This is a genomic window from Caulobacter mirabilis, assembly GCF_002749615.1.
GTDB lineage: Bacteria > Pseudomonadota > Alphaproteobacteria > Caulobacterales > Caulobacteraceae > Caulobacter > Caulobacter mirabilis.
This window is the reverse complement of record NZ_CP024201.1, coordinates 1,864,234-1,884,875: the sequence shown is the minus strand read 5'-3', so window position 1 is coordinate 1,884,875 and position 20,642 is coordinate 1,864,234. Positions and strand designations below refer to the sequence as shown.

Below are 20,642 nucleotides of genomic sequence, written 5' to 3'. Positions count from 1 at the left end.
CGCGGGACGGGCGGCGCTGTATACAGGGTCTAGTCGACCACTTCCACCATGTGGGCGACCTTGGCGATCATCCCACGGACGGAGGGGGTGTCCTCGAGCGTGCGGACGCGGCCGACGCGGTTGAGGCCCAGACCCACCAGGGTGGCGCGCTGATCCGACTTGCGGCGGATCGGGCTGGCCGTCTGGCGGACGGTGATGGTCTTGTTCTCGGCCATGGATTAGCCCTCGATCGCATCCGGCGCCGAAGCGCCGTCGGTCCGACGACCCATGATGTCGCCGACCTTCTTGCCGCGCTTGGCGGCGATCTGGCGGGGCGAGCTCTGGGCCTTCAGCGCCTCAAACGTGGCGCGGACCATGTTGTAGGGGTTGGACGAGCCGGTGGACTTGCCCACGACGTCCTGGACGCCGAGGGTTTCCAGCACCGCGCGCATCGGACCGCCGGCGATGACGCCGGTGCCCGGAGGCGCCGCGCGGACCATCACCTTGCCGGCGCCCCAACGGCCGTTGCCGTCGTGGTGCAGCGTGCGGGATTCGCGCAGCGGAACGCGGATCATCGACTTCTTGGCCTCTTCGGTCGCCTTGCGGATGGCTTCCGGCACTTCACGCGCCTTGCCATGACCGAAGCCGACGCGGCCCTTCTGGTCGCCGACGACCATCAGAGCGGCGAAGCTGAAGCGACGACCGCCCTTCACGGTGGCGGCGACGCGGTTGATGTGGACCAGCTTCTCGACGATGTCGCTGTCCGCACGCTCCTCGGCGGGGGCGTTACGGTCACGACGGTCGCGACGCTGACCGTCACCACCACCACGGGGTTCACGAGCCATCTGATCGCTCCTTAGAAGTTCAGGCCGGCTTCACGCGCGGCATCCGCCAGCGCCTTCACCCGACCGTGATAGATGTAACCGCCACGATCGAAGACGACGTCCTTGACGCCCTTCTCGATCGCACGTTCGGCGACCAGCTTGCCGACCAGAGCCGCGGCGTCCTTGTCGGCGCCCTTGGCCTTCTTGTCGCTTTCCAGGGTGGAAGCGGAAGCCAGGGTCACGCCGTTCAGATCGTCGATGACCTGGGCGTAGATGTTCTTGCTCGAGCGGAAGACCGACAGGCGCGGACGACCGTTCGACAACGCCTTCAGGCGCGTGCGGTTGCGCTGAGCGCGACGCACATGGGATTCGCGAGGAGAGAGCGCCATGACTACTTCTTCTTGCCTTCCTTGCGGCGAACCTTCTCGCCGGCGTACCGGACGCCCTTGCCCTTATAGGGCTCCGGCGGACGGATGCGACGGATCTTGGCCGCGGTTTCACCGACCAGCTGCTTGTCGATGCCGGCGATCTTGACTTCGGTCTGCTTCGGCACGGCGAAGGTGATCCCGGCCGGGGCCGGAATGTCCACGTCGTGGCTGAAGCCGAGCTGCATCGACAGGGCGGTGCCCTTCAGAGCCGCGCGGTAACCGACGCCGACCAGTTCGAGGGTTTCCTCGTAGCCGGCGGTGACGCCCACGACCATGTTGTTCACCAGGGTGCGCGACAGACCCCACATCCCGCGGGCGCGGGCGGTGTCGTTGCGCGGCGAGAGCGTCAGCTCGGCGCCTTCCTGCTTGATCTCGATCTCGTCGGAGACCGTCCAGGAGAGCTGCCCCTTGGGGCCCTTCACCGTGACCGTCTGGCCGTCGAGGGTGACGGTCGCCCCGGAGGGGATCGCCACGGCTTTCTTTCCGATACGGCTCATATCAGTACACCCGGCAGAGGACTTCGCCGCCGACGTTGGCGTCGCGAGCAGCGGTGTCCGACATCACGCCACGGGGCGTCGACAGGATCGAGATGCCCAGGCCGTTCTTCACCGGCTTCAGGTCCTTGATGGACGAGTAGACGCGGCGGCCCGGCTTCGAAACGCGACGGATCTCGACGATCACCGGCTCGTTGTCGAAGTACTTCAGTTCGATCTCGAACTCCGGGAAGGCGCCCGGCTTTTCCACGAGCGTATAGCCGCGGATGTAGCCTTCGGACGTCAGGACGTCGAGCACGCGAGCGCGCATCTTCGACGCCGGGGTGGAGACCTTCGAACGCTTGCGCTGGGCGGCGTTCTTGATGCGGGCGATCATATCGCCGATGGGGTCGTTGACCATTGTCTCCCTCCCCTTACCAGCTCGACTTCACGAGACCGGGGATCAGGCCCTGGGAGCCGAGCTCCCGCAGCGCGATCCGGCTCATCTTCAGCTTGCGATAGTAGGCGCGCGGACGCCCCGTCACTTCGCACCGGTTACGGATGCGCGTGGCGGCGGAGTTGCGCGGCAGCTTCGCGAGCTTCAGCCGGGCTTCAAAACGTTCTTCGAGCGGCAGCGATTCGTCGTTGGCGGTCGCCTTCAGCGCGGCGCGCTTGGCGGCCAGCTGCTTGACGAGCTTCTTGACGGCTTCGTTGCGGTTGACGGCGCTCTTCTTGGCCATGTCCTTGTCCTCTTCCCGCTCTAGACGTTGTTGAACGGGAACTGGAATTCCTTGAGAAGCGCGCGCGCTTCATCGTCGGTCTTCGCAGTGGTGGCGACAACGATGTCCATGCCCCAGATCTGGTCGATCTGGTCATAGTTGATCTCCGGGAACACGATGTGTTCCTTCAGGCCCATGGCGTAGTTGCCGCGGCCGTCGAAGCTGTTGCCGTTCAGGCCCCGGAAGTCCTTCACGCGCGGCAGGGCGATCGTGATCAGACGGTCCAGGAATTCGTACATGCGGTCGGAGCGCAGGGTGACCTTGGCGCCGATCGTCATGCCTTCGCGGATCTTGAACTGCGCCACGGACTTGCGAGCCTTGGTCGCGACAGGCTTCTGACCCGCGATCGCGGCCAGGTCCTTCATCGCGGCGGCGGCCTTCTTGGAGTCCGCCACGGCTTCGCCGATCCCCATGTTCAGGACGATCTTGTCCAGCTTCGGGATCTGCATCTCGTTGGTGTAGTTGAACTGTTCCTTCATCGCGGCGCGGATGCGCTCGCGATAGACGGTCTTCAACCGCGGTTCGTACTTATCAGCCATTGATCACCTCACCGGTGGTCTTGGCGAAGCGCACCTTCTTGTCGCCTTCCGTACGGAAGCCGACGCGGGTGGGCTTGCCCTTGGAATCCACCAGAGCCACGTTCGAGACGTGGAGCGGGGCTTCCTTGTGTTTGATGCCGCCGTTGGGATCGAGCTGCGACGGCTTGGTGTGGCGCTGGACCATGTTCAGGCCGCCGACGACGACGCGCTCTTCCTTCGGAAGCACGCGGATGACGTCGCCGCTCTTGCCCTTGTCCTTGCCGGTCAGGACGACGACGCGGTCGCCCTTCTTGATCTTAGCGGCCATTACAGCACCTCCGGCGCGAGGGAGATGATCTTCATGTGGTTCTTGGCGCGCAGTTCACGGGGAACCGGGCCGAAGATCCGCGTGCCGATCGGCTCGCTCGACTTGTTGACGATCACGGCCGCGTTCTTGTCGAAGCGGATGACCGAGCCGTCCTTGCGCTTGATGGCCTGCGACGTGCGAACGACGATGGCTTGCAGCACATCGCCCTTCTTCACGCGGCCGCGCGGAATGGCTTCCTTGACGGAGACGACGATCTTGTCCCCGACGTGGGCGTAGCGACGCTTGGCGCCGCCCAGCACCTTGATGCACATGACCCGGCGAGCGCCCGAATTATCGGCGACGTCCAGGTTAGTCTGCATCTGGATCATGGCTTAACCTTCCAGACTCTTTAGGCGGAAGCCTTGGGAAGCACTTCCCAGGTCTTCAGCTTGGACTTCGGCGCGCACTCGACGATCTTGGCGACTTCCCCCGCCTTGTAGGCGTTGGCTTCGTCGTGAGCGTGATACTTCTTGGACCGGCGCACGGTCTTCTTCAGCAGCGGATGCAGGAAGGTCCGTTCGACCTTCACCACAACGGTCTTGTCGCCCTTGTCGGAGACGACCACGCCTTCGAGAATACGTTTCGGCATATCGATCTCCTCTACGCGGCTTTCTTGGCGCGCAGCACGGTCTTGATCCGCGCGATATCCTTGCGGATCTCATTCACGCGGTGGGTCTTCTCGACCTGGCCCGTCGCTGCCTGGAAGCGCAGGTTGAACTGCTCCTTCTTCAGGTTCAGCAGGGACTCGGCGAGTTGGTCGGCCGTCATGGCCCGGACTTCGTCGATCTTCATCTCAGTGCTCCGCAGCCACGCCCGCGTCGATGCGGGTGACGATGCGGGTCTTCACCGGAAGCTTGGCGGCGCCGAGCTTCAGGGCTTCACGGGCGATATCGTCGGCGACGCCGTCGATCTCGAACATGATGCGACCCGGGTGAACGCGCGCGGCCCAGTAGTCGACCGCGCCCTTGCCCTTACCCATCCGGACTTCGGCCGGCTTGTCGGTGACCGGCAGGTCCGGGAAGATGCGGATCCACACCCGGCCCTGGCGCTTCATGTGGCGGGTGATCGCGCGGCGGGCCGCTTCGATCTGACGCGCCGTGATGCGCTCCGGCTCGACCGACTTCAGGCCGTAGGAGCCGAAGTTCAGCAGGGTGCCGCCCTTGGCGGTGCCGTGGATGCGGCCCTTGAAGGCCTTCCGGTACTTGGTTTTCTTCGGAGACAGCATGTTCGTTACGCCTCAGCGCGCGGGCCGCGATCGCGGCGCGGGCCGCGGGGTCCACGATCATCACGGTCACGACCGCCGCCCTCGCCGGCCGGGCCGGATTCGGACGCCAGACGCTTGTCCAGCGCCATCGGGTCGTGCTCCAGCACCTCGCCTTTGAAGATCCAGGTCTTCACGCCGATGATGCCGTAGGTGGTCTTGGCTTCCGCGAAGCCGTAGTCGATGTCCGCGCGCAGCGTGTGCAGCGGAACGCGACCTTCGCGGTACCATTCCATACGGGCGATTTCCGCGCCGCCCAGGCGGCCCGACACATTGATCCGAACGCCCTTGGCGCCCAGACGCATGGTCGACTGCATGGTGCGCTTCATCGCGCGGCGGAAGGCCACGCGGCGCTCGAGCTGCTGGGCGATGTTCTCGGCCACCAGCTGGGCGTCGGTTTCCGGCTTGCGGATTTCGACGATGTTCAGGTGGACTTCGCCACCGGTCATCGCCGCGACGTCCTTGCGCAGCTTCTCGATGTCCGCGCCCTTCTTGCCGATGATCACGCCCGGGCGCGCGGCATAGATGGTGATGCGGCACTTCTTGTGCGGACGCTCGATCACGATGCGCGAGATGCCGGCGGCGCCGAGGCGCTTCTTCAGCTCGCGACGGACCTTGATGTCCTCGTGCAACAGACGGCCGTATTCCTTGCCGTCGGCGAACCAGCGGCTGTCCCAGGTACGGTTGACGCCGAGCCGAAGCCCGACCGGATTGACTTTCTGACCCATCAGGCGGCCTCACCCAGTTCGCGGACCACAATCGTGATCTCGGAGAACGGCTTTTCGATGCGCGAGGACCGGCCGCGGGCGCGGGCGGAGAAGCGCTTCATAATCAGGTTCTTGCCCACATAGGCCTCGGCGACGACCAGGGAGTCGATGTCGAGGTTGTGGTTGTTCTCGGCGTTCGAGATGGCGCTGTAGAGCGCCTTCCGGACGTCCTGAGCGATGCGCTTGTGGCTGAACTCGAGTTCGTTCAGCGCACGCTGCACCTTCAGGCCGCGGATCGACTGGGCCACGAGGTTCAGCTTGCGGGCCGAGGTGCGCAGGGTGCGCACCTTGGCCTGAGCTTCGACGCCGCTGAGGCGGCGAACGGTTTGGGGCTTGCTCATCGGGCCTACTTCCTCTTGGCCTTCTTGTCCGCCGCGTGGCCCGGGAAGTTCCGGGTCGGGGCGAACTCGCCGAGCTTGTGGCCGACCATGTCTTCCGACACGGACACGGGCACATGCTTTTGGCCGTTGTGGACGCCGAAGGTCAGGCCGACGAACTGCGGCATGATCGTGGAGCGACGCGACCAGGTCTTGATCACATCCTTGCGGCCCGAGTTCAGGGCGGCGTCTGCCTTCTTCAGCAGATAGCCGTCGACGAACGGGCCCTTCCAGACAGAGCGGGTCATGGCTTAGCGGCCCTTCTTCGCTTTATGGCGCGACCGGATGATGAACTTATCCGTGGCCTTGTTGGTGCGGGTCTTGGAACCCTTGGTGTCCTTGCCCCACGGCGTGACCGGCGTCCGGCCGCCCGAGGTGCGACCTTCACCACCACCGTGCGGGTGGTCGATCGGGTTCATGGCGACGCCGCGGACGTGCGGACGGAAGCCCATGTGACGGACGCGACCGGCCTTGCCGAGAACCTGGTTCATGTGATCCGGGTTCGAGACGGCGCCGACCGTGGCCATGCAGGTGTCCTGCACCATGCGCAGCTCGCCCGAGCCGAGGCGGATCTGGGCGTAGCCGCCGTCACGACCGACCAGCTGGGCGTAGGCGCCGGCCGAACGGGCGATCTGGCCGCCCTTCATGGGCTTCAGCTCGACGTTGTGCACGATGGTGCCGATCGGCAGGCCGCTCAGCGGAGCCGCGTTGCCGGGCTTCACGTCGACCTTTTCCGAAGCGATGACCACATCGCCGGCCTTCAGGCGTTGCGGGGCCAGGATGTAGGCCAGCTCGCCGTCTTCGTACTTGATCAGCGCGATGAACGCGGTGCGGTTCGGGTCGTACTCGAGACGCTCGACCGTGGCCGGAACGTTCCACTTGCGACGCTTGAAGTCGACCAGGCGGTACAGGCGCTTGGCGCCGCCGCCGCGGAAGCGGACCGCGATACGGCCGTTGCCGCCGCGACCGCCCGACTTCGTCAGGCCTTCGACCAGCTTCTTCTCGGGCTTGCCCTTGTGGAGCTCGCTCCGGTCGACCAGCACCAGGCCGCGACGGCCGGGCGAAGTCGGGTTGAATTGCTTCAGAGCCATCTTGTCTTAGAGCCCCGTGGTGATGTCGATCGACTGGCCGTCGGCCAGCGTCACGATCGCTTTCTTGACGTCGGAACGACGGCCGGCGCGACCGCGGAAACGCTTGGTCTTGCCCTTGACGTTCAGGGTGTTGACCTTGGTCACGTTCACCTTGAACAGCGCCTCGACCGCCGCGGCGATCTCGTCCTTGGTGGCGTCCTGGGCGACGCGGAAGACGACCTTGTTCTGCTCGCTGAGCAGAGTGGCCTTTTCCGTGATCACCGGAGCCAGGATGGTGTCGTAATGGCGAGCGGTGGCGGTCATTACGCGGCTTCCTTCTCAGCGAAGCGGGCCGAGATGCCTTCGACGGCCGACTTGGTCAGGACCAGGGTCCCGCGGCGCAGCACGTCATAGACGTTCAGGCCGGCGTTCGGCAGCACATCAACGTTCGGAATGTTGCGGGCGGCCAGCTTGAAGTTGGCGTCCACTTCCGGACCAGCGATGATCAGGGCGTTCTTCAGACCGATCTTCTCGAAGTTGGCGCGCAGAGCGGCCGTCTTCGCTTCAGACAGTTCAGCGGAGTCCAGGACGACGAGCGAGCCCGACTTGGCCTTGGAGGACAGCGCGTGGCGCAGGGCCAGGGCGCGGACCTTCTTGGGCAGGTCGAAGGCATGGCTGCGGACCACCGGCCCGTGGGCCTTGGCGCCGCCGACGAACTGAGCCGCCCGGCGCGAGCCGTGACGGGCGCCGCCGGTGCCCTTCTGCTTGTACATCTTCTTGCCCGTACGAGAGACCTCGTTGCGGACCTGGATCTTGTGGTTCCCGGAGCGGCGCTTGGCCAGCTGCCAGGTGACGACGCGCTGCAGGATGTCCCCGCGGATCTCGTCGATGCCGAAGATGGCGTCGTCGAGATCGACCGAACCGGCCTTGGCGCCGTCAAGCTTGATGACGTCGAGTTTCATTACGCTTCGCCCTCTTGCGCGGCTTCGGCAGCCGGAGCTTCAGAGGCCGGGGCTTCCTCGACCGCCGGCTCAGCGGCGGCGACCGGCGCTTCGCCGGCCTTGCGGAAGGCGCCCGGACGCGGCAGGTCGGCCGGAGCCGCCTTCTTGATCGCGTCGCGAACCTTCACGTAGGAGCCTTCGGCGCCCGGAACGGCGCCCTTGATCAGGATCAGGCCACGCTCGACGTCGACCTTCCAGACCGTGAGGTTCAGGGTGGTGACGGTTTCTTGACCGAGGTGACCGGCCATCTTCTTGCCCGGGAACGTCCGGCCCGGATCCTGACGGTTGCCCGTCGAACCGTGGGCGCGGTGCGAGACCGAGACGCCGTGCGTGGCGCGCATGCCGCCGAAGTTCCAGCGCTTCATGGCGCCGGCGAAACCCTTACCGACGGTGATGCCCTGGATGTCAACCTTTTGGCCGGCGACGTAGTGGTCGGCGGTCAGTTCCGCGCCCACGTCGATCAGAGCGTCTTCCGTGACGCGGAATTCGGTGACGACGCGCTTGGGCTCGACCTGAGCCTTGGCGAAGTGGCCACGCAGAGCGTTGGACTCGTTCTTGGCCTTCTTGGCGCCGGCGCCGAGCTGGAGGGCGGTGTAGCCATCCTTCTCAACGGTGCGCTGGGCCGTGACCTGGCAGCCGTCGAGGCTAAGCACGGTCACCGGAACGTGCTGGCCGGCTTCGTCGAAGAAGCGGGTCATGCCCAGCTTCTTGGCGATCACGCCGGTGCGGTTTGCGGGGAGAGTCATAACGTGCGGCTCCCTACAGCTTGATCTCGACGTCGACGCCGGCCGACAGGTCGAGCTTCATCAGCGCGTCCACCGTCTGCGGGGTCGGATCGACGATATCCAGCACGCGCTTGTGCGTGCGGATTTCGAACTGTTCGCGCGACTTCTTGTCGACGTGCGGCGAACGGTTGACGGTGAATTTCTCGATGAGCGTGGGCAGGGGGATCGGCCCCCGGACGGTGGCGCCCGTGCGCTTGGCCGTATTCACGATCTCGCGCGTGGAATGATCCAGCACGCGGTGATCGAAGGCCTTGAGCCGGATGCGGATGTTCTGACGATCCATATCGCTCGTGTTTCCCAAAGGGTTCCCAGTTAGGCGGGCGCCCGCGTGCTTAGACATTTCAAAGACCAACCCGAACACCCCTCCCCCGCGGGGGAGAACCATCCGGACACGCGACGTCCGCAAAAACGAAGTGGCCCCCACGGACATCCGCAAGGACCTGGTCCCCATCCGCGGCCACACCTTTGATGGGAGGCCATAGGACGGTTCGTTCCGCGGGCCGCGTCTGCACCGAGGTGCACAGCCGGTCCAACAGGAGGGCGGCTTTTACGTCGGCGACTCGCCCGCGTCAAGTGCGTTGCGCAGCGCCTCCCCGCCGCCCCATCGAAGAACGACGGTTTTCTGACGCTCTATATATAGAAAGAGTAGTCGCAACATTACGGCCGGTTCATGCAAGTGACCGAAAGGCCACAGCAACATTCGATAACACGGTGTGTGCAGCCAAATCCTACAGCTTCCGCCTCGGAACCCTTGCGAGCCTGCTCGAACATACATAGGTGCGGCGTCCTCGATCGGCCGAAGACGCCGACGGGATCGTCACAAAGGGGATACCCACTATGAAACTCCGTATGTTCGCCACGGCCGCCGTGGTCGCCGCCGCCGCCGTCGCGGCTCCCGCCTTCGCTCAGGACGCCGTTGGTTCGGCCGGCCTGTCGATCGCCCACACCGAGATCGACACCAAGCTCGTCGACCTGGACGGCCAAGCCTACACCCTGGACGGCTCGGTCGCCGTGAAGGCCACCGAAAACTGGACCCTGTCGCTGGGCGCCAGCCTGGGCACCGCTGACGGCGACCTGGGCGACGACACCGCCTTCGGCCTGAACGGCGCCTTCACCTACAACGGCGGCGACTGGCGCGTCGGCCCGACCGTGGGCTTCGCCTCGATCGGCGACGAAAGCATCTGGACCGTCGGCGGCGTTGCTCAGAAGTACTTCGACAAGGTCACGCTGACCGGCGCGATCAACTACGGCCAAGCCGATGAACTCGACGCCGACATCTGGAGCGTCAACGGCGACGTCCGCTACTTCGTCAGCGACAACTTCCGCCTGAACGCCGGCGCCGGCTTCGCCAAGGTCGACACCGACCAGGGCGACGCGGACCTGTGGACCGCGGGCGTGGGCGCCGAGTACCAGTTTGCTTCCACCCCGTGGAGCATCTTCGGCGGCTACGACCACGTCGAACTGAAGGACTTCGACGTCTCGGCCGACACCTTCAAGATCGGCGCCCGCTACAGCTTCGGCGGCGACCTGAAGGCCCGTGACCGCGCCGGCGCCGACCTGCCGACCGGCGTCGCGGCGTTCGGCAGCGTCCTGCGCTAAGAACGGCCCACGCTAGGAACCGCCCCCTCCTCCCCCCCGAAGGGCGGATCCAAGCGAAAGCCCCGGAGCCTCGGCTCCGGGGCTTTTTTCTTGGCCGAAGGGGAAGCGCCTGACGGACGCCCCTCGGCGGCGGGCCCCGCCCCGCGACCAAGACCCGTAGGAGGGACAGCCTCGATGCGGTGCGCGGGAGATGCGCCCGAGGCCGGGCGTGGTCGACGACCCACGCCGGCCCCGTCGGGTCCCGCCGACTCGGAAGGCTAGCCCGGCTCGCGCCGGGCCCCATCCCCCATTCGGGGGGATCAATCGTCGCACCCCGCGTATGAGAAGGGCCGCGGAACCTTCGCTCCGCGGCCCTCTCGGCGGTGATCCTGGACAGGGGTCCTAGTCGTCGAAGTCCACCGGACCGACGATCACCGAGCCCGATCCGACCACCGACTTGTTGATCGGCCCGACGGCCTGGGCCAGGCGCACGTCGCCGGAGCCTGCGATCCTGGCGCTGACCGTGCTGGCGACGCCGCCGAACGCCACATCGCCGGAGCCGGCGATGCTGGCCGACAGGGCGCTGGCGCGGCCGCCGCGGATCGCAACGTCGCCGGAGCCGGCGATCGCGATATCGACCTGGCCGTTCACCGAAGCCACCGTCGTATCGCCCGAGCCGCCGATCTGCACCGACAGGCCGCCGCCGACCGCCCCCGCCTCCACGTCGCCGGAGCCGCCGATCTTGACCGACAGGTCGCGGCTCACGGCTCCAAGGCTGACGTCGCCCGAGCCGGCGAGATTGATCTGGACCCTGCCGGCCGAGCCGACCTTGGTGTCGCCGGACCCGGCGTTGTTCAAGGTGAACTCGCCCGCGACATTGCCCACCGTCCAGTCGCCGCAGCCGGCGTTGGACAGCTTCAGGCCGGCGGTGCGGCCGATGCTGCCGAACACGGCCCCGCTGGCGCCGACCCGCGCGTCCATCGGCACGTAGACGATGACCTGGGGCATGTCCTTCCAGGCGACGCGGCCGATGCCGTGGATCGTGACCGAGGCTTCGCCGTTGCGGACCTGGCAGCTGCGGATCTTGCCCGTCAGGCCGTCCAGGTCGCCGTCGACGATGGTGCGGTCGCCCTCGACCCGCACCGTCAGCGGCAGCGAGGCGTTGGCGGTCTGCATCATCACCTTCACGTCCGAGCGCTGCTGCGGAATGACCGTGACCCGGGCCGCCGCGTGCTTGAACTCGACCGACGGCGCGGCCTGGGCCGCTCCAGCGGCCAGAAGGGCGGCGCCCGCCACGCCGAAAGCCAGGAATGCGCGCATCTGTTTGTCTCCCCAAAAGCTGCGTGTTGAGAGGACGCTATGACGGGTCGACCGATGCGACACTTTAATTCGAGGTCATGACAGAGGCTTCATCCGCCTCCGTATCCTTCGAGACCGCCGGCGCAGGCGCGGACCAGGGCGGACAGACCCAGAAACACGAGAAGATAGAGCCACCAGTTCGGCCCCTCCGCCTTGGCCTTGCGCGGCGCGGGCGGCGGCGCGGGATCGACGAAGGCTCCGTTCTCGACGGCCATGGTCAGCACCACGCCCGTGCGCGCCGCCTTGTCGCGCAGATCGAACAGCGCCGGCGCCTCCGCCGCCGGCACCAGCCGCCGGCTGACGGCCAGGCTGCGGCGCAGACGCGAACTCCCGACCTCGTCGAGCGTCTGATGGATGGTGGTCAGCTCGATTCCCGGGCCCGGGATCGTCTCGTTCCAGCCGGTATGGGCGATGTCCTTGCCCAGGCGCAGGACGATGTCGTGCGCCTGACGGCGCGGCAGGCCCAGGTCGATGGGATGCCGCCGCCCCTCGGTGCGCGGCGTATGCAGGTTGGGCAGGAACAGGTCGTCGTAGGTCTGGAAGCGGACCTGACGGTCGCCGACCGCCTCCCAGGGGCGGGCGATGTCGTAGCGCTCGACCGTGGTCAGGACGTTTCCGTCCAGGTCGTCCTCGATCTCCATCGGCGCGACGACGCTCGCCCCGCCATAGCGGCGGGCGTAGAAGTCGCGATAGCTCTCCTCCAGCGCCGCCTTGCCCCCTGACAGCTGCCGGCGGACGCTGTCGGCCCGCCAGGACCGGTTCTCCGAACGGATGGTCAGCCGGGCCGGCGCGTCCGGCGTCGCGCCGAAGACATACTCTTCCTCGACCCGCCCGAGGTCGGTCACCGGCCCCTCGCCCATCGGCTCCAGCCCGCCTCCCGCCGTCAGCGGCAACGCCCAGCCCCAGCGCGGCTGGAAGGTCGTCTCAAGTCGCCCGCCCTGCGGGAAGTTGGTTGGATCCAGCCAGTACGAGGCCCCGTCCAGGCGGAGGCGGACGATGCAGTGGTCGAAGACCGCCAGCGCCGGCGGCTCGTCGGCCAGGACCGGACCGATGCCGGTGTTGACCAGGGCCGGACAGGCGTCGAGGCCCAGGCGCCGCAACAGTCTGACGAGCAGCAGCGACGCATCCTTGCAGTCGCCGGACCGCGTCGCCCAGATGCTGTCGAGGGGATTGGGGGTGAACCCGCCCGCGCCGACGGTGACGGCCTGGTAGCGCAAGGCGCCCTGCACCAGCCGCAGCGCGGCCATGGCCCGCTCGGCCGGCGTCGCCGCGGCGGTCTCGATCCGCGCGGCCTCGGCGTCCAGCGACTCGGGCAGCGCGCCGTCGAGCGGATAGAGCGGGCGGAACGTCTCGATCACCTCGGCCCAGGTCAGGACGTCGGCGCAGGTGACGGCGGAGAGCGTGCGCGACCAGGGCGGGGTGTCGGGCTCGCGGCCGACGGGGGCGGTGCTCCGGCTGCGCCAGACCCGCTCCGCCACGCCGTCCGGCAACGACCGCCGCGCCTCGGCCGGGGGCGTCAGCCAGCTCAGCAGGGTCAGCGGCCGATCCTCGCGGACCAGCAGGCGCACGCGCGTCTCGCCTACCCAGCAGCCCCATTCGAAGACCCACTCCGCCGCGAACCGGTCGCCCAGCACCGGATGCGTTCCCGTCAAAGACCAGGCGACGTCGACGATGTCGCCCAGGCGGAGGTCCGGGATGACGAAATGGGCGGTCAGCCGCCCGTCGAAGCGGGCCCGCTCCAGGTCGCGCTCGCGCTGGAAGACCTGCATCGCCGCCGTCGGATCGAACACCCGGGTGACGCCGTCGCGCAGGATCCTGACATGATGAAAGACCACCCGCTCGAACCCGGGATCGTAGTCGACGCTGATCTGTCCCACCGCCCCTAGGCCGTCGGGCGCCACGATCTCGTTGACGGTCCGCGTCAGCCAGACCCGATGCGGCCCGGTCAGGTCGATCTGGTTGTCGTTCAGCCAGATGCAGCGGCCGCCCTCGAGCTGCTCGGCGGTCGGCCGGTGCGGCGCGGAGAAGCGCGGCAGGTCGGCCCAGTCGCCCGCGGGCGCGAGCGTCGGGCGCGAAGCGGCGGCCGCCGCGCTCGGCGTGTGTTCTGTGACGCTGTCCACGACGTACCCCCCGCTCGAGAGGACACACCGAAAACGAGGCCCTGACCAGCCCCCTCGCCCGCCAGGCTAGTCCCTCATGCGCTCCAGCCGGCCATGGCGCGCAGGATGTCGTCGCTCTCGTCGTCCGACGGCAGGAAGGTCTCGATACGCAGTTCGCGCAGGGTCTCGTCCAGCGGCGCCACGAAGGCGGCCGAGGTCGAGATCAGCCCGATCTCGCGATTCTGCGAGGCGAAGCGGATCTCGCAGAGGGCGCCCGGCGGGATGCGGTCATCGTCGGCCAGCGCGGCGATGTCGGGATAGCCGGCCAGTTCGGCCACGAGCGCCTGCAGCGCGTCGTCCTCCGGCGCGGCCAGGGCCCGCGCCCGCGCCCGCTCCAGCAGCGAGCGGGCGACGGCGGGCCAGTTGACCACGAACCGCTTCAGCTCGTCCGGCGCCAGGTACATCTTCATATGGTTCAGCGGTCGGGCCAGCCGGGCCTCGCCCAGCATCAGCCCGTAGAGCCGCCGCGCCGCGTCGTTGGCGGCGACCACGTTCCACAGCCGGTCGACCACCACCGCCGGCCAGGGTTCGGCCCGCGTCAGCAGCAGGGTCAGGGCGCGGCGCGCCTCGCCCATCTCCGGCGCGGAAAGATCGCTCCGCGGCAGCGGCCTCGGGACGAAAGCGTCGTCAGGCGGCGGGCTGGCGGCCGGCGCCGAGTTCGAAACTGCGTTCAAAGTCCTTGATCCTGTTCTCCGCCATGTTGGCCTTCTTCATGGCCAGGGAACAGGCCCAAAGGGCGGCGCGAGCGGCCATGGGCGTCTGGCCCATGGCGGCCGGCCGGCGGCCCCAGCGCTGGCGCATGACGCCGTTGGCGAAATGCGCCCCGCGGGTCAGGCGGGTCTCCCAGGTCTGGAAGTCCAGCGAGACCGAGACGTTGAACACCTCCAGGTTCTCGACCCGGTGCGGCGCATAGAGCGGCCAGGTCAAGGCCTGCCCGGCCTCCATGTCGAACACCTGGGCGTCGGCGTCGAAGGCCCGGCGATAGGTCAGTTCCTCGGTGGTGGTCCGCATGATCACCTGCTCCATCTCGGCCTGGGGCAGATGGGCCTCGTCCGGCGGATAGACGAACAGGCGCTTGCGGCCGCGCAGGTGGAACAGCATCACCCCGGCGGCGTCGAAATGGTACGGCACCTTGGTCCCCGGCGAGGACAGGATCAGCTGGCCGGTGGTCCGGATCGGAGTCACGCCCAGGGCGCGGGCGTTGGCCTGGAAGGCCTCGTGGATCGGGGTCCACAGCTCCGGATGGGCGTCCTGGACGTCGCGCAGGTTGACCCACAACCGGCCGGCCTTGATTTCGGCCAGGATGGTCGCGCCGTCGGCCCGGCCGCGCGAGCCGGTCTCCAGGCTGACCTGACCCTCCTCGTCGTAGCTGTAGGCGTTGATGTCGAACAGCTCTTCCGGATAGCGATCCAGGAGGGCGGTCAGCGCCTCATCGGTGGCCAGGCCCAGGGTATGAACCTGGTGGTCGAAGACGCGCGGCTCGGACGGCAGGGGCATCGTTTCGATCCTCAGAGGACGAGCAAGGGAGTGAACCCGACCGCGACCGGCGCGGCGTGGGTGCGGCTGAGAACGGCGCCGGCGGCGGCGGCGACGCCCCGGGCCCGGCCGATCAGGGTGGTCTCGCAGGCGTCGATCGCGGCCCAGCGACGACGGACGCTCAGGCCCAGGCGGCCGGCGGCCACGGCGGGACGGCCATCGCGGCGCACCACGCCTTCGACCACCGTCTCGCTCCGGTCGCAGAAGTACTTCTTGTAGGGCTCGCCCTCGAAGCCGTAGTCGAAGACCCTGAAGCCCTCGCCCGCGCCCTGGCGCATGGTGTCCAGGCTGAGCAGGATGCCCGGCGAGTAGCGCGCGGTGGCGGCCTCGTAGGCCGGAATCCAGAAGTGGTAGCGTTCGTCCGCGAACAGGCCGTACTCGAAGGCGATCGGCGCGCCGCCGGCCTCCAGCACCATCAACCGCCCGCCGAAACCGTCCTCGCGGGCGGTCAGCAGCGCCTGCATCAGGTCCGCGGTCCAGCCGCAGGCGAACACGTCGTGCCGACCGGAACCGCGATACTGTCGGCGCTTCAGGTCGATCAGCCGGCGCAGATCGGAGACGTCGCCCCGACGGACGGTCACCGCCCCCAGGTCGCGCTCCAGCGACCGCCGCGCGCGGTCCTTGTCCTTGAAATACTTGCGGTGCGCCTCGCGCCGGCCGGCGTCGTAGGCGTCCCAGCCGTCCGACAGCTCGGCCTGCAGGGTCGTGCGGCGGATCAGCCCCTCGCTCGCCTCCGCCTCGCCGATCCAGCCGTTGACGCTCAGGGCGCTGGCCCTCAGCCGGCCCGGCAGATCGGCCAGCGTGGCCGTCGCATCCGGACGACCGACGACGCCGTGATAGTCGTTCATCGGCGCGGCGATCGGCTGGACCGTGCCGCCGCGACGCTGGTGCGGGAAGAAGCCGACGATCTCGCCGCGGCGATGCAGGATGGCCACGGCCGCGCCCGGCGCGACCTCGCCGGCGACCTGGGTGAAGGCGGGATGGAAATAGGGCGAGGCGTAGCGGTCGTCCGCCCGCGCGAAGCCCGCCCACAGGTCGAGCTCGTCCGGCGTCAGCTCGGCCGGCGTGATCGTGTCGACGGTCAGATCGCGTCCCAAAGCGGAACCTCACAAGGCTTCTGCCTGACCGCCGAGCAAGGTCCGTTCCACGGCGGCCGCCCTCCCCGGGGATGGCGGGACGAACTCTATCTAAGGGCGACTAACGGTCCGTTATGGCGCCCGCTGGACCGCCTTGGGTGGTTCGAGACGCTGGCTGGGGACATGCTCCCGCAGGGTGCGTGTCCCTGTCCGTGCGGGGATCGGGGACACGCACCGCTTCGCGGAGCATGTCCCCGGCGGGCGGGCAAAGAAAAAGGCCCCCGGGATTGCTCCCGGAGGCCCTGATCCTTCAGCCGAAGCTTCGACGGTCGAGGCTTACTCGACGATCTTGGCCACGACGCCGGCGCCGACGGTGCGGCCGCCTTCGCGGATGGCGAAGCGCAGGCCCTGGTCCATGGCGATCGGGGTGATCAGCTCGACGTCCAGCTCGGCGTTGTCGCCCGGCATGATCATTTCCACGCCTTCGCGCAGCTTGATGATCCCGGTCACGTCCGTCGTGCGGAAGTAGAACTGCGGACGGTAGTTGGTGAAGAACGGCGTGTGACGGCCGCCCTCTTCCTTGGTCAGGATGTAGGCCTCGGCGGCGAACTTCTTGTGCGGGGTGATCGAGCCCGGCTTGCACAGAACCTGACCACGCTCGACGTCTTCACGCTTGGTGCCGCGCAGCAGCACGCCCACGTTGTCGCCCGCCTGGCCCTGGTCCAGCAGCTTGCGGAACATTTCCACGCCCGTGCAGGTCGTCTTCTGGGTGTCGCGGATGCCGACGATCTCGACTTCCTCGCCAACCTTCACGATGCCCTTCTCGACCCGGCCCGTCACCACCGTGCCGCGGCCCGAGATCGAGAACACGTCTTCCACCGGCATCAGGAACGGCAGGTCCACCGGACGGTCCGGCTGCGGGATGTAGGCGTCCACCTGGGTCATCAGCTCCAGGATACGGTCTTCGCCGATCGCCGGCTCACGACCTTCAACCGCCGCCAGGGCCGAGCCCTTCACGATCGGAATGTCGTCGCCCGGGAACTGGTAGCTCGACAGAAGTTCGCGAACTTCCATCTCCACCAGGTCCAGCAGCTCCTCGTCGTCGACCATGTCGACCTTGTTCATGAACACCACCAGCGCCGGAACCCCGACCTGGCGCGCCAGCAGGATGTGCTCGCGCGTCTGCGGCATCGGGCCGTCGGCCGCCGACACCACCAGGATCGCGCCGTCCATCTGCGCCGCGCCCGTGATCATGTTCTTCACGTAGTCGGCGTGGCCGGGGCAGTCGACGTGCGCGTAGTGACGGTTCTGCGTCTCGTACTCGACGTGCGCCGTGTTGATCGTGATCCCCCGCGCCTTCTCTTCCGGCGCCGCGTCAATGTCTTCGTACTTCTTCGCCGTCGCGCCGCCGCTCTTCGCCAGCACCATCGTGATCGCCGCCGTCAGCGTCGTCTTGCCGTGGTCAACGTGACCAATCGTGCCGATGTTGCAGTGCGGCTTGTTACGTTCGAACTTTTCCTTGGCCATCTTCTTTACCTCAGGCGCCGGCGGCGTGGTTTTTCAAAGTGAAAGGGGACTGGAGCGGGTAGCCGGGATCGAACCGGCATCCTCAGCTTGGAAGGCTGCTGCACTACCATTGTGCTATACCCGCGCCTAACGGCGGGGCGCCGATCGTCTCCTGTTCAGTTCGAGGTCCCGCGTCTGCCGGGAAAAGAGCCATCGCGCGTGGTGGGGGAAGTAGGACTCGAACCTACGAAGCTTTCGCAGCGGATTTACAGTCCGCCCCCTTTGCCGCTCGGGACATTCCCCCAAGCGCGATGGTTGCTCTTCCTTGGCGGCCGAGCCCTTCGCGGGTAAGCGAAGCGCCCTGGGGCCCCAAATCGGAGCGCGTCTTATAGTGTCCTCGTCTCATGAACGCAACGACCGGAAAAAGGGTTTTCGTCCGCGCCTCGAAAAGGCCGGAAAACCCCGTCCGCAAAGGGTTTCCGGGCCCGACGGCAAGGATTGGCTATGGGGCGTCCACCCCGTCGAGGCCGCGCTGGGCAACCCGGCCCGGCCCGCGCCGAAGCGCATTCTGGCCGCTCCCGACCGCGCCGCGACCCTGAGTCGGCGATTCCCTCAGCTGAGGGGAATCGAGTCGGTCGACGCCCACGAGATCGCCCGGCATCTGCCCCAGGGCGCCTCGCACCAGGGCCTGGCCCTCAGGATCGATCCGCCGGAGCCGCTGTCGGTCGACGAGATCGGGGCGGACGCCGGCGGCGTGCTGCTGATGCTCGACCAGGTCACCGACCCGCAGAACGTGGGCGCCATCTTCCGCTCGGCGGCCGCGTTCGGCGCCAGGGGCGTGATCCTGCAGGACCGTCACGCGCCCGCCCTCTCCGGCGCCCTCGCCAAGGCCTCGGCCGGCGCCATCGACAAGATTCCCCACGCCTCGGCCGTGAACCTGTCGCGGGCGCTGGAGACGCTGTCGGAGCTGGGCTGGAAGATCGTCGGCATGGACGGCGCCTCCGACGTCGCCCTGGCCGACGCCCTGGACGGCTCGCCGACGGTGATCGTGATGGGCTCCGAGGGCGAGGGCCTGCGTCGCCTGGTCGCGGAGCACTGCGACGTGCTGGCGAAAATCCCCATGCCGGGGGGCTTCGAGAGCCTGAACGTGTCCAACGCGGCGGCCATCGCCCTGTATGAGGCGAGCCGCATTCGCGCGTGAGGCGAACACGTTACGCGAATCCGAATTAACCGTTTTGATTTCGTCGCGTACCCGTGTTTCTCTTTACCTTACGTTCGGGGGCGGCGCCGTGAGCCGCCATGTTTTCGGCATGGGATCGGGGGTTCCGATGACGAAGGGCTTTGTGCGTCTGGCGGCCTGCGCCGCGTCGGGCGCGGCTTTCCTCGCCTTGACCGGCTGTGGCGGCGGAACGCCGGACAACAGCTACAACACGCCGCCGCCGGCGGATCGCGGCCGCGTCGACCGCGGGACCGAGCTGATGGGCGCGGCGCCGCCCGCGCGCCGGCGCGGCGACAGCTCCGGCCTGCTCGGCGGTCCGGTCGACGTCGACGGCCGCATGGACCCGATTCCGAATCCGGCCGACCTGACCCGCGCCGAGCGGGTCCGCTACTACGGCCACAAGTACGACCACCTGCCCGAGCCGCGCGGACGCGCCGCCGGCCAGGGTCTGGTCACACGCCAGCGCGGCGACGGCACCCTGGAGGTGTCGATGCGGCCGATCGCCAATCCCGAGGACATGAGCGCGGCCGAACGCCGGCGCGTCTACGGCTATCGCTACGCGCCGCGGGCCGAGACCCGGCCGGCGGCGCGCCAGAGCGTGCGCAGCGCGCCGGCGGCGGCGGTCGCCGCCAAGCCCAAGCCCGTCGCGGCGCCCGCCGCCAAGGCGACGCCCGCCCCCGCGGCGGTGAAACCCGCGCCCAAGCCGGTCGTCGCCGCGCCGCCGGTCCAGACGGTGAAACCCGCCGCGCCCGTCGTGGCGGCCAAGCCGGCCGCGCCGCCCGTTCAGCCGCTGGCCAAGGCGCCCTCGCCCGACCTCGCCGCCCCATCCGCCGCGCCCGCCGCCGTCGCGACCGCGCCGCTGGCCGAAACCGTCGTCGAGACCCCGTCCAAGGGCGCGGGCTTCAGCCTGCCGCCGCTGTCTCTGAAGGCCCTGGCCATCCCCGGCATGCCGACCGTCGACGTGCCCGGCGTCGGCAAGGTCGCCTCGGAGAAGGTCGTCGGCGCCGTCATCGCCCTGCTGGCCCTGCTGCTGGTGATCGCCCTGGCCCGCGGCGCCAGCGCCGGCCGCGCCCGTGAAGAGCGCCGCCGCAAGTTCCGGACGATGCAGGACTACGGCCGCGTCGATCCCGAGCCGGAGCCCGCCGCCCCGGCGGCGCCGGAGCCGACCCCGGAGCCGACCTACGTCAATCCGATGGTGGCCGCCGCCGGCGGTGTCGCGGCCGGCGCGGTCGCCGCCCACGCCTTCCACCAGGAGCCCGCCGCCGAACCGCCTGCGCCGGTCGCCTACGCCGCGCCGGAACCGGCTCCCGAGCCGGCTCCCGAACCCGTCGCCCATGCGCCCTACGACCCGCATGCCGCCCATGAACCCGCCGCGCCGGAGGTCTCGCACGACGTCCCGCATGTGGAGCCCGTGGAGCAGGCCGCCCCCGTCGACACGGCACATGTCGAGACGGCTCACGTCGAGGTTCCGCACGTCGAGCCGGCGCATCACGACGGCCACGCCCCGCAGGCGCCGGCCGAGGCCGACCCGCACCATCATCGCGAGCCCGAGCACGCCTGACGGCTCCAGAGTCGAAACT

29 protein-coding genes and 2 tRNA genes are annotated in these 20,642 nt (G+C 68.2%); 3 read left to right on the top strand and 28 right to left on the bottom strand.

Annotation, left to right across the window (positions count from 1 at the left end):
* Positions 1-29: 29 nt before the first annotated feature.
* From rpmD to rpsJ, 20 genes are read right to left on the bottom strand one after another with little or no spacing between them, the layout of a single operon-like run.
* Positions 30-215 (bottom strand): 50S ribosomal protein L30, encoded by a 186-nt coding sequence (gene rpmD, locus CSW64_RS09205; protein WP_099621825.1) that lies wholly within the window; start codon positions 213-215, stop codon positions 30-32.
* A gap of 3 nt (positions 216-218) precedes the next feature.
* Complete coding sequence (rpsE, locus tag CSW64_RS09200; protein WP_099621824.1) at positions 219-824, bottom strand: 30S ribosomal protein S5; 606 nt, start codon at positions 822-824, stop codon at positions 219-221.
* A gap of 11 nt (positions 825-835) precedes the next feature.
* A complete protein-coding gene (gene rplR / locus CSW64_RS09195) occupies positions 836-1,192 on the bottom strand; it encodes a 50S ribosomal protein L18 (RefSeq protein ID WP_099621823.1) in 357 nt (118 codons plus the stop codon).
* A 2-nt stretch (positions 1,193-1,194) separates the two neighbouring features.
* Positions 1,195-1,728, bottom strand: coding sequence for a 50S ribosomal protein L6 (gene rplF / locus CSW64_RS09190; protein WP_099621822.1), 534 nt, complete (start codon positions 1,726-1,728; stop codon positions 1,195-1,197).
* A gap of 1 nt (position 1,729) precedes the next feature.
* Positions 1,730-2,125, bottom strand: coding sequence for a 30S ribosomal protein S8 (rpsH, locus tag CSW64_RS09185; RefSeq protein WP_099621821.1), 396 nt, complete (start codon positions 2,123-2,125; stop codon positions 1,730-1,732).
* A 13-nt stretch (positions 2,126-2,138) separates the two neighbouring features.
* Positions 2,139-2,444 carry a 30S ribosomal protein S14 gene (gene rpsN, locus CSW64_RS09180; protein WP_099621820.1) on the bottom strand — a complete coding sequence of 102 codons (306 nt, stop codon included), beginning with the start codon at positions 2,442-2,444 and terminating at the stop codon, positions 2,139-2,141.
* Between the two features lie 20 nt (positions 2,445-2,464).
* Positions 2,465-3,022: a 50S ribosomal protein L5 gene (gene rplE, locus CSW64_RS09175; protein WP_099621819.1), complete on the bottom strand. Its 558-nt coding sequence runs from the start codon at positions 3,020-3,022 to the stop codon at positions 2,465-2,467.
* Positions 3,015-3,329 carry a 50S ribosomal protein L24 gene (gene rplX, locus CSW64_RS09170; RefSeq protein WP_099621818.1) on the bottom strand — a complete coding sequence of 105 codons (315 nt, stop codon included), beginning with the start codon at positions 3,327-3,329 and terminating at the stop codon, positions 3,015-3,017. The genes rplE and rplX overlap by 8 nt, the downstream gene beginning before the upstream one ends.
* Positions 3,329-3,697 (bottom strand): 50S ribosomal protein L14, encoded by a 369-nt coding sequence (gene rplN / locus CSW64_RS09165; protein ID WP_099621817.1) that lies wholly within the window; start codon positions 3,695-3,697, stop codon positions 3,329-3,331. Before rplN ends, rplX begins: the two co-directional genes overlap by 1 nt.
* Positions 3,698-3,717: 20 nt before the next feature.
* Entirely contained in the window at positions 3,718-3,957 is a 240-nt protein-coding gene (gene rpsQ / locus CSW64_RS09160) for a 30S ribosomal protein S17 (protein WP_099621816.1), read from the bottom strand.
* Positions 3,958-3,968: 11 nt separating this feature from the next.
* Positions 3,969-4,160: a 50S ribosomal protein L29 gene (gene rpmC / locus CSW64_RS09155; protein ID WP_099621815.1), complete on the bottom strand. Its 192-nt coding sequence runs from the start codon at positions 4,158-4,160 to the stop codon at positions 3,969-3,971.
* Between the two features lies 1 nt (position 4,161).
* Positions 4,162-4,593, bottom strand: coding sequence for a 50S ribosomal protein L16 (rplP, locus tag CSW64_RS09150; protein WP_099621814.1), 432 nt, complete (start codon positions 4,591-4,593; stop codon positions 4,162-4,164).
* A 5-nt stretch (positions 4,594-4,598) separates the two neighbouring features.
* On the bottom strand, positions 4,599-5,357 hold the full coding sequence (gene rpsC, locus CSW64_RS09145) for a 30S ribosomal protein S3 (protein WP_099621813.1): 759 nt from the start codon (positions 5,355-5,357) through the stop codon (positions 4,599-4,601).
* Complete coding sequence (gene rplV / locus CSW64_RS09140; RefSeq protein WP_099621812.1) at positions 5,357-5,737, bottom strand: 50S ribosomal protein L22; 381 nt, start codon at positions 5,735-5,737, stop codon at positions 5,357-5,359. Before rplV ends, rpsC begins: the two co-directional genes overlap by 1 nt.
* Before the next feature lie 5 nt (positions 5,738-5,742).
* The gene (gene rpsS / locus CSW64_RS09135; protein WP_099621811.1) at positions 5,743-6,021 is read right to left on the bottom strand and encodes a 30S ribosomal protein S19; all 279 of its coding nucleotides are present in this window, start codon (positions 6,019-6,021) and stop codon (positions 5,743-5,745) included.
* A gap of 3 nt (positions 6,022-6,024) precedes the next feature.
* Positions 6,025-6,864 carry a 50S ribosomal protein L2 gene (gene rplB, locus CSW64_RS09130; RefSeq protein WP_099621810.1) on the bottom strand — a complete coding sequence of 280 codons (840 nt, stop codon included), beginning with the start codon at positions 6,862-6,864 and terminating at the stop codon, positions 6,025-6,027.
* 6 nt (positions 6,865-6,870) lie between these two features.
* Positions 6,871-7,167: a 50S ribosomal protein L23 gene (locus tag CSW64_RS09125; RefSeq protein ID WP_099621809.1), complete on the bottom strand. Its 297-nt coding sequence runs from the start codon at positions 7,165-7,167 to the stop codon at positions 6,871-6,873.
* Positions 7,167-7,805 (bottom strand): 50S ribosomal protein L4, encoded by a 639-nt coding sequence (gene rplD / locus CSW64_RS09120; RefSeq protein WP_099621808.1) that lies wholly within the window; start codon positions 7,803-7,805, stop codon positions 7,167-7,169. The genes CSW64_RS09125 and rplD overlap by 1 nt, the downstream gene beginning before the upstream one ends.
* Complete coding sequence (gene rplC / locus CSW64_RS09115) at positions 7,805-8,590, bottom strand: 50S ribosomal protein L3 (protein ID WP_099621807.1); 786 nt, start codon at positions 8,588-8,590, stop codon at positions 7,805-7,807. Before rplC ends, rplD begins: the two co-directional genes overlap by 1 nt.
* Positions 8,591-8,603: 13 nt before the next feature.
* On the bottom strand, positions 8,604-8,912 hold the full coding sequence (rpsJ, locus tag CSW64_RS09110; protein ID WP_004616952.1) for a 30S ribosomal protein S10: 309 nt from the start codon (positions 8,910-8,912) through the stop codon (positions 8,604-8,606).
* A gap of 554 nt (positions 8,913-9,466) precedes the next feature.
* On the opposite strand from rpsJ, the gene CSW64_RS09105 reads away from it, so the two are divergent.
* A complete protein-coding gene (locus CSW64_RS09105; RefSeq protein ID WP_099621806.1) occupies positions 9,467-10,228 on the top strand; it encodes an outer membrane beta-barrel protein in 762 nt (253 codons plus the stop codon).
* 381 nt (positions 10,229-10,609) lie between these two features.
* Here the strand turns inward: CSW64_RS09105 and CSW64_RS09100 are convergent, their stop codons facing one another.
* From CSW64_RS09100 to CSW64_RS09065, 8 genes are all read right to left on the bottom strand, one after another.
* A complete protein-coding gene (locus CSW64_RS09100) occupies positions 10,610-11,527 on the bottom strand; it encodes a GIN domain-containing protein (RefSeq protein WP_099621805.1) in 918 nt (305 codons plus the stop codon).
* Positions 11,528-11,616: 89 nt separating this feature from the next.
* Positions 11,617-13,686 carry a DUF3857 domain-containing protein gene (locus tag CSW64_RS09095; protein WP_099621804.1) on the bottom strand — a complete coding sequence of 690 codons (2,070 nt, stop codon included), beginning with the start codon at positions 13,684-13,686 and terminating at the stop codon, positions 11,617-11,619.
* 74 nt (positions 13,687-13,760) lie between these two features.
* The gene (locus tag CSW64_RS09090; protein ID WP_099621803.1) at positions 13,761-14,399 is read right to left on the bottom strand and encodes an MmyB family transcriptional regulator; all 639 of its coding nucleotides are present in this window, start codon (positions 14,397-14,399) and stop codon (positions 13,761-13,763) included.
* On the bottom strand, positions 14,353-15,222 hold the full coding sequence (locus tag CSW64_RS09085) for a cupin-like domain-containing protein (RefSeq protein WP_099621802.1): 870 nt from the start codon (positions 15,220-15,222) through the stop codon (positions 14,353-14,355). The genes CSW64_RS09090 and CSW64_RS09085 overlap by 47 nt, the downstream gene beginning before the upstream one ends.
* An 11-nt stretch (positions 15,223-15,233) precedes the next feature.
* Positions 15,234-16,358: a GNAT family N-acetyltransferase gene (locus CSW64_RS09080; RefSeq protein ID WP_099621801.1), complete on the bottom strand. Its 1,125-nt coding sequence runs from the start codon at positions 16,356-16,358 to the stop codon at positions 15,234-15,236.
* Between the two features lie 315 nt (positions 16,359-16,673).
* Entirely contained in the window at positions 16,674-17,864 is a 1,191-nt protein-coding gene (gene tuf / locus CSW64_RS09075) for an elongation factor Tu (RefSeq protein WP_099620739.1), read from the bottom strand.
* A gap of 50 nt (positions 17,865-17,914) precedes the next feature.
* Positions 17,915-17,988, bottom strand: a tRNA-Gly gene (locus tag CSW64_RS09070).
* Positions 17,989-18,063: 75 nt separating this feature from the next.
* Positions 18,064-18,147 (bottom strand) — tRNA-Tyr (locus CSW64_RS09065).
* Between the two features lie 87 nt (positions 18,148-18,234).
* On the opposite strand from CSW64_RS09065, the gene rlmB reads away from it, so the two are divergent.
* Both rlmB and CSW64_RS09055 read left to right on the top strand, forming a co-directional pair.
* Entirely contained in the window at positions 18,235-19,044 is an 810-nt protein-coding gene (gene rlmB / locus CSW64_RS09060; RefSeq protein ID WP_099621800.1) for a 23S rRNA (guanosine(2251)-2'-O)-methyltransferase RlmB, read from the top strand.
* Positions 19,045-19,171: 127 nt separating this feature from the next.
* On the top strand, positions 19,172-20,623 hold the full coding sequence (locus CSW64_RS09055; protein WP_099621799.1) for a hypothetical protein: 1,452 nt from the start codon (positions 19,172-19,174) through the stop codon (positions 20,621-20,623).
* Positions 20,624-20,642: the final 19 nt, after the last annotated feature.